Genomic DNA, 6,577 nt, shown 5'->3' with positions numbered 1-6,577 from the left:
CACGACGGGCCTTGGACGCGACCAGCCGGTCCGGGGCACGGTGGACGGATGACCACCGGAGTATTGCTCACCCCCGACCGTTCCGCCGCACACGTCGTCGACGACGCCGTGGAGCAGGCGTCGATGGCGTTCGACGCCGGAGTGCGCCAGGTATGGCTGGGACAGCAACTCGACCTCGACGCGATCGCGGTGGCCGGGGTGATCGGCGCGATGGTCCCAGGCATCGCGGTCGGCACGTCGGTGGTGCCGATCAACCCCCGTCACCCGCTGATCGTGGCGGCCGCCGCGCAGACCGCGCAGTCGGCCACCCACGGACGCTTCAGCCTCGGTCTCGGATTGGGCGTCGCCGCCCTCGAGCAACTGGCGTTTGCGATTCCGACGAGTCATGTCGCGCAACGGCTTCGGGAGTACCTCACCGTGTTGCGTGCGGTAAGAGACACCGGAACCGTCGACTTCCACGGCACCCATGTCACCGCGGTCGACCCGCAGGTCATGCCGGTCGCGCTGCCGTCCGCGCCGTCGTACCCGCTGTACGTCGCCGCAATGGGGCCCCAGACGCTTCAGGTGACTGGCGAACTCGCCGACGGCACGCTGCCGTACGCGGGGCCGCGCACCCTCGAAGAGTTCATCGTGCCGACCATCGCGAAGGCCGCCGCGGACGTCGGCCGGCCTGCTCCGCGGATCTTCGGTCTGGTCAGCGTCGCGGTCACCGACGCAGACGGGGTGGCCGGTGCCAGGGCCGTCGCGGCCGAGACGATGGCGATGTACGACCAGGTGCCGTCCTACCAGCGCATCAACGCCCGCGAGGGGGTAGACAGCGTGGTGGATCTCGCTCTCATCGGCGACGAGGAGCACGTCGCCCGTGGGCTGGCCCGCTACGTGGACGCCGGCGCGACCGACCTGATCCTGATGCCGGTGCAGACCGGGCGTGACGAGCTGCGCCGCGTCTGTGAGGTCGCGGCAGGAATACCCGCGGTCGGCCGCGACTTGTGACGAGCATGACGGACTTCGACAAGGACAAGCTTGCCAACGATCCCGCTGCCCTCGACGACTTCAACCGCGGTGTGGTCGAGGAATTCCGCGCCAACGGCGGCAAGGTGGGCGGCCCGTTCGAGGGGAACACCCTCTTACTGCTGCACACGACGGGGGCCAAGTCGGGGCAATCGAGGCTCTCGCCGTTGGCTTATCTGACGATCGACGGGAAGATGGTGATCGTCGGGTCCAAGGCAGGTGCGCCAACCAACCCGGCCTGGGTGCACAATCTGCGAGCCACGCCGAAGGCGCACATCGAGGTGGGCACGGAGGCCTACGACGTGGTGGCGCGGGAAGTCCCGCTCGACGAGCGGGACGCGACCTTCGCGAAGGTCGTCGAGCTCGGGCCGGTGTTCGCCGACTACCAGGCCAGCACCACGCGCCTCATTCCGCTGTTCGAGCTGACGCGCGTCTAGCGTCGACGGTCCGGCGCGGAGATCCTCGTTGCCGAGAGCTCTCCGCGCCGCCGCCGCATTTGACTAGCAGCGCATTCGACTAGTTGTCGTCGCCCGGTGTGCCGGGATTACCACTGGGGCCCGCGTTCTCGCCGGGCAGGTTGTCACCGGTGGGCGGCGACGGCGAGCTCTCGACGGGCGGCGGAGTTGCCGAGTTTCCGCCGCTGACGCTCTGGCTGGGTCCGCTGCCGCCGCCATTGCCGGTCGTCGGCGCGTTGGACGCCGGCGACTGCGCGGTGCCCGTCGGGGCGACCGTGGAACTCGGTGCCACCGAGGGCTCCGTGGTGCCCACCGTGCTACTCGTCGGTGTGACGGCGGTGCTGCTGCTCGGTTCGCTGGGCTGATCGCTGCTGCTGCAGCCGGACATGATGGCGATGGCCGCGGCCGCGGACGAGACGGCCAGTACCGCTGTGCGGCCTGCACGGTAATAGATCTTCACCGGGCGTAGCTATCCCAGAGGACCGGGAGGTAAACCGCAGCCGTCCATTACGTCACCGACGCGTTACAGATTCTGCCGAGGGCGGGGGTCAGGCGAGCCGCTCGATGATGGTGGCGTTGGCCATGCCGCCGCCCTCACACATCGTCTGCAGCGCGTACCGGCCGTCGCGCTGCTCCAAGGCGTTGACCATCGTCGTCATGATGCGGGCACCGCTGGCGCCCAGCGGGTGCCCGATGGCGATCGCGCCGCCGTTGACGTTGGTCTTGGTCAGGTCTGCGCCGGTGTCCCTCGCCCATGCGAGGACGACTGGGGCGAACGCTTCGTTGACCTCGAACAGGTCGATGTCGGCGAGCGTCAGGCCTGCCCGGGCGAGCACCTTCTCGGTCGCGGGGATGACGCCGGTCAGCATGTACAGCGGATCGGAGCCCACCACCGTCATGGTGTGGATGCGGGCCAGCGGGCGCAGGCCGAGCTTGCGCGCCGTGGCGCCGCTGGTGATCATCACCGCCGCGCTGCCGTCGGAGAGCGGCGACGAGTTTCCCGGCGTGATCTCCCAATTGATCTGCGGGAACCGCTTGGCGTAGGCCTCGTTGTAGAACGCCGGACGCAGTCCCGCGAGAGTGTCCACCGTCGTTCCGGGGCGGATGATCTCGTCGGAGTCCAGGCCGGCGATCGGGGCGAGTTCGTTGGCGAAGAGCCCGTCCTTGGTGGCGCGGGCCGCCTTCTCGTGACTGCTCGCGGAGAACTCGTCGAGCTCTGTCCGCGACAGTCCCCACTTCGCCGCGATCAGTTCGGCGCTGATGCCCTGGGGGACCAGGCCGTCGGGATAGCGTTGCGCCATGCCGTGGCCGAACGGGTCGCTACCGGGTAACACGTTGGAGCCCATGGGAACCCGTGACATCGACTCTACGCCCGAGGCGATCACGATGTCGTAGGAGCCTGCGATCACGCCTTGCGCGGCGAACGAGATGGCTTGCTGGCTGCTCCCGCACTGGCGGTCCACGGTGGTGCCGGGCACCGTCTCGGGGAAACCGGCGCCGAGGAGTGCGTTGCGGGCGATGTTCACGGACTGGTCGCCGACCTGAGTCACGGCGCCCGCGATGACGTCGTCGACCTGGCCGGGGTCGATGCCGGTGCGCTGCACGATCTCACGCAGGCTGTGCGCCAGAAGGTCCACGGGGAGAACGTCGTGCAGGGCGCCGTTGGCCTTGCCCTTGCCGACGGGAGTGCGAACGGCGCCGACGATGACGGCGTCGCGATCCGAATATTCAGACATGAGGGTCCTCCTGGACTCGTCGCTGAGTACTGCTATCTATACTTAGATGTAACACCTAGGTCTAGTGACAACAACCCAGCTATGGAGTGATCTACATGACAGTCCTGCAAGGCGCCCTCGCCGACCGCAGTGCCTGGTCCGCGGTCGGGCACTGCCCGATCGAGAAGACGATGGGCCTGGTCGGCACCAAGTCGGCGATGCTCATCATGCGCGAGGCGTACTACGGCACGACGCGCTTCGACGACTTCGCCCGCCGGGTCGGCATCACCAAGGCGGCGACGTCCGCGCGGCTCGGCGAACTCGTCGACGCAGGCCTGCTCACCAAGCAGCCGTACCGCGAACCGGGTCAGCGCAGCCGCGACGAATACGTCCTTACCGCGTCGGGGACCGACTTCATGCCGGTGGTGTGGGCGATGTTCGAGTGGGGCAGAGGATATTTCGGCGACAGCCGACTACGGCTCACCCATCTCGAATGTGGCGCCGAGGCCGGGGTGGAGGTCCGCTGCACCGACGGCCACCAGGTCCCACCCGAGGAGCTCGGCGTGCGGGCCGTCAGGCGCTGAGATTCCGGCCGCGAGTGGCCAGTGCCGGGACGCAACGTCGCCGCGACGTCAGCTGGCCACTCGAGGGATCAGGCCAGCTGCTCGCGGAACTTGCGGGCCTGGGACATCAGCTCGTCCACCCGCGAACGCGTGGCGCGATTCTCGAACACCCCGCCGTCCTTGAAGTACGTGCCGACGATCGCGCCGTCGGCGACGTCGAGTTGTTCGGCCACGTTGTCCGCGCGCACGCCGGTGTTGACGAACACCGGCACGGCGCCCGCGGCGGCCTTGACCACGCGCAGCGCCTCGGTGTCCGTTGGCGCGCCCGCGGTGGCCCCCGACACGCAGATCGCGTCGGGCAGTGTCGCGAATACCGTCGTGCGGGTGATGGACCCCAGGTCGCGTGCCGCCAGGTAGGTGGCGGACTCGGGGACGATGTTGAAGAACAGCTTCACGTCGGCACCGCCGACGTGAACGCGATGCCTGGCGACTTCGCCGACGTTGGTGTTCCATAGGCCGAAGTCGCTGGCGTACACCCCGGTGAAGATCTCCCTGACGAACTTCGCCCCCGTCGCGACGGCCAGGTCGATCGAGGCGCGACCATCCCACAGCACGTTGACGCCGTACGGCACCTCGAAGTGGGGGAGCAGCTCCCCGATGATCCTCGCCATGGTGATGGCGGTGATGGGTTCGGTCTTGGTGAGGTACGGCAGGCTGAACTCGTTCGAGATCATCACCCCGTCCACCCCGCCGGCCTGAAGTTCGTCGAGTTCCTCACGGGCCCGGGTGACGACGGCGGCAACGCCGCCCGCCGTGTCGTAGCCGGGGTCGCCAGGAAGCGCCGCGAGGTGAAGCATGGCGATGACGGGTTTTCTGACGCCGAAGACCTCGTCGAGCCAACTAGTGGTCACGTGTCTGCCTTTCTCGAAGGTGATGGCTGGCAATCTGATCGACTGCAGCGCTAGTCCATGTAGGCGCCGCCGTTGACGGCCAGTGCCTCGCCGGTGATGAAGCGGGCGTCCTCCGACAGGAGGAAGGCGACCGAGCGTGCCACGTCCTCGGGCTGCTCGAGACGTCGAAGCGGGGTGTCGTCGATCATCATGGTCCGCACTCCGTCGGTGCTCAGCCCGCGCAACGTCGCTTCCCATTGCAGTTCCCTTGACTGCATGGGTGTTTCAACGTAGCCCGGACAGACACAGTTGACGGTGATGCCGTGCTCGCCGAGTTCGTAGGCCATCGCCTGGGTCAGGCCCACCACCCCGAACTTGGACGCGACGTAGTCCGAGAGGTAGGGCACCCGGCCTTGCTTGCCCGCCATCGACGCGGTGTTCACGATCGCCCCTGCGGTGCCGCCCCGCACCATGGCACGGCCTGCGGCCTGGCCACACACGAACACGCCCTTGAGGTTGACGTCCATGGTCTGGTCGTAGCGCTCGATCGGCGCCTCGAGGAAGGGATGCATGAAGGAGATGCCCGCATTGCTGACCCAGGCGTCAAGCCCGAGGCGGTCGCAGACGCCGTAGGCCACCGTCGCCGCATCCTCGGCCGAACTCACGTTCAGCACCGCGGATTCGTGCCGCTGTCCCGCCTCCGATGACAGCTCCGCCGCGACGTCGCGCGCTGCGTCGCCGTCGATGTCGGTGACGACGACCTGCCAGTCCCGTTCGGCCAGGGTGATGGCAATGGCTCGTCCGATACCAGAACCCGCGCCGGTGATTACGACTGTCTTGCTCATGAGTGTGTTCGTTCCTGTCTCTACGGTGCTAGGCGATGGTGCCAACGATGCGTTGGCCGGTCCCTGAATCGAATACGTGCGCGGCACCTGGCCTCGCCGACAACGTCACGGGGGCGCCCTCGATGACCCCCGACATCCGTGCGGTCTCGACGACGCTGGTCACGTCGGTGCCGCGGGCCTCGACGGTGACGATGGCGCGCGGCCCCAGCAGCTCGATCAACTTCACACGCGCGTCGGAGCCCTCGTCCGGGGTCAGTACCAGATCGTCGGGTCGAATGCCTAGCGTGACCTCACCGGCCTCCGTCGCCGCGCCCAAGGCAATGGTGAGACCGCTTGGCAGTGTGAAGGTTTCACCGGACACCGCACCGTCGATCAGGTTCATCTTCGGGCTGCCGACGAACGACGCGACGAAGGTGTCGACCGGGGTGTCGTACACCTCCAAGGGGGTACCGATCTGGGCGGCGCGGCCGTCGCGCATCACCACCATCCGGTCCGACAAGGTCATCGCCTCCTCCTGGTCGTGGGTCACGTACAGGCAGGTGATGCCGAGCCGACGCTGAATCTGCAGCAGCTCGGTGCGAGTCTCGACGCGCAGTTTCGCGTCGAGGTTGCTCAGCGGCTCGTCGAAGAGGAACACCGACGGCTCACGGATGATGGCGCGACCGATCGCGACGCGCTGCTGTTGACCGCCGCTGAGATCCTTGGGTTTTCGACTCAGCAACGTCGTCAGCCCCAGCGAACCCGCCACGTCCTCCGCGCGTTTGATGGCTTCGCCGCGGGGTGTCTTGGTGGCGCGCAGCGGGAAGGCGATGTTCTCCCGCACCGAGAGATGCGGGTACAGCGCGTAGTTCTGGAAGACCATGGCGATGTCACGGTCGCGCGGTTGCAGGTGCGTGACCTCGCGGTCGCCGATCGTGATCGTGCCCGACGTGACGGATTCCAGCCCTGCGAGCATCCGCAACGACGTCGACTTTCCGCAGCCGGACGGTCCGACCAGCACCGTGAACGATCCGTCTGGCAACTCCAGGTCTAGATCGGTGACCACCGGGACCGCACCGTAAGCCTTGCTCACGCCGGAGAATCGGACAGTTGCCATGG

8 protein-coding genes are annotated in these 6,577 nt (G+C 67.6%); 4 read left to right on the top strand and 4 right to left on the bottom strand.

All coding sequences use genetic code 11. The features are described from left to right. The first annotated feature begins 48 nt into the window (after positions 1-48). The 3 genes from ABW137_RS02740 (at position 49) to ABW137_RS02730 (ending at position 1,831) form a co-directional block, all read left to right on the top strand. The gene (locus ABW137_RS02740; RefSeq protein ID WP_526396634.1) at positions 49-993 is read left to right on the top strand and encodes a TIGR03564 family F420-dependent LLM class oxidoreductase; all 945 of its coding nucleotides are present in this window, start codon (positions 49-51) and stop codon (positions 991-993) included. 5 nt (positions 994-998) lie between these two features. Beyond that, complete coding sequence (locus ABW137_RS02735; RefSeq protein ID WP_526396632.1) at positions 999-1,448, top strand: nitroreductase family deazaflavin-dependent oxidoreductase; 450 nt, start codon at positions 999-1,001, stop codon at positions 1,446-1,448. Between the two features lie 98 nt (positions 1,449-1,546). After that, positions 1,547-1,831 (top strand): hypothetical protein, encoded by a 285-nt coding sequence (locus ABW137_RS02730; RefSeq protein WP_526396630.1) that lies wholly within the window; start codon positions 1,547-1,549, stop codon positions 1,829-1,831. A gap of 183 nt (positions 1,832-2,014) precedes the next feature. Here ABW137_RS02730 and ABW137_RS02725 read toward each other — a convergent pair whose 3' ends face one another. Then, positions 2,015-3,202 (bottom strand): thiolase family protein, encoded by a 1,188-nt coding sequence (locus tag ABW137_RS02725; protein WP_526396628.1) that lies wholly within the window; start codon positions 3,200-3,202, stop codon positions 2,015-2,017. A gap of 95 nt (positions 3,203-3,297) precedes the next feature. Between ABW137_RS02725 and ABW137_RS02720 the strand changes: the two genes are divergently transcribed. Continuing rightward, positions 3,298-3,765 carry a winged helix-turn-helix transcriptional regulator gene (locus ABW137_RS02720; RefSeq protein ID WP_526396626.1) on the top strand — a complete coding sequence of 156 codons (468 nt, stop codon included), beginning with the start codon at positions 3,298-3,300 and terminating at the stop codon, positions 3,763-3,765. A 68-nt stretch (positions 3,766-3,833) separates the two neighbouring features. On the opposite strand, the gene ABW137_RS02715 is transcribed toward ABW137_RS02720, so the two are convergent. Genes ABW137_RS02715 through ABW137_RS02705 form a run of 3 tightly spaced genes read right to left on the bottom strand, consistent with a single transcriptional unit; the run spans position 3,834 to position 6,575 of the window. After that, the gene (locus ABW137_RS02715) at positions 3,834-4,655 is read right to left on the bottom strand and encodes a BtpA/SgcQ family protein (RefSeq protein WP_526396625.1); all 822 of its coding nucleotides are present in this window, start codon (positions 4,653-4,655) and stop codon (positions 3,834-3,836) included. Between the two features lie 50 nt (positions 4,656-4,705). Next, positions 4,706-5,479, bottom strand: coding sequence for an SDR family NAD(P)-dependent oxidoreductase (locus tag ABW137_RS02710; protein WP_526396623.1), 774 nt, complete (start codon positions 5,477-5,479; stop codon positions 4,706-4,708). A 28-nt stretch (positions 5,480-5,507) separates the two neighbouring features. Beyond that, complete coding sequence (locus tag ABW137_RS02705; protein ID WP_526396621.1) at positions 5,508-6,575, bottom strand: ABC transporter ATP-binding protein; 1,068 nt, start codon at positions 6,573-6,575, stop codon at positions 5,508-5,510. Between the last annotated feature and the right edge of the window lie 2 nt (positions 6,576-6,577).

The sequence above is a fragment of the Mycobacterium sp. genome (assembly GCF_040509115.1).
Classification (GTDB): Bacteria; Actinomycetota; Actinomycetes; order Mycobacteriales; family Mycobacteriaceae; genus Mycobacterium.
This window is presented reverse-complemented; position numbering and strand designations above follow the sequence as displayed.

Bases quoted from the DNA above. Each gene is read 5' to 3' on its own strand.
- ABW137_RS02740 (WP_526396634.1), top strand. From the start codon at position 49: ATGACCACCGGAGTATTGCTCACCCCCGACCGTTCCGCCGCACACGTC.
- ABW137_RS02735 (WP_526396632.1), top strand. From the start codon at position 999: ATGACGGACTTCGACAAGGACAAGCTTGCCAACGATCCCGCTGCCCTC.
- ABW137_RS02725 (WP_526396628.1), bottom strand. From the start codon at position 3,202: ATGTCTGAATATTCGGATCGCGACGCCGTCATCGTCGGCGCCGTTCGC.
- ABW137_RS02720 (WP_526396626.1), top strand. From the start codon at position 3,298: ATGACAGTCCTGCAAGGCGCCCTCGCCGACCGCAGTGCCTGGTCCGCG.
- ABW137_RS02710 (WP_526396623.1), bottom strand. From the start codon at position 5,479: ATGAGCAAGACAGTCGTAATCACCGGCGCGGGTTCTGGTATCGGACGA.
- ABW137_RS02705 (WP_526396621.1), bottom strand. From the start codon at position 6,575: ATGGCAACTGTCCGATTCTCCGGCGTGAGCAAGGCTTACGGTGCGGTC.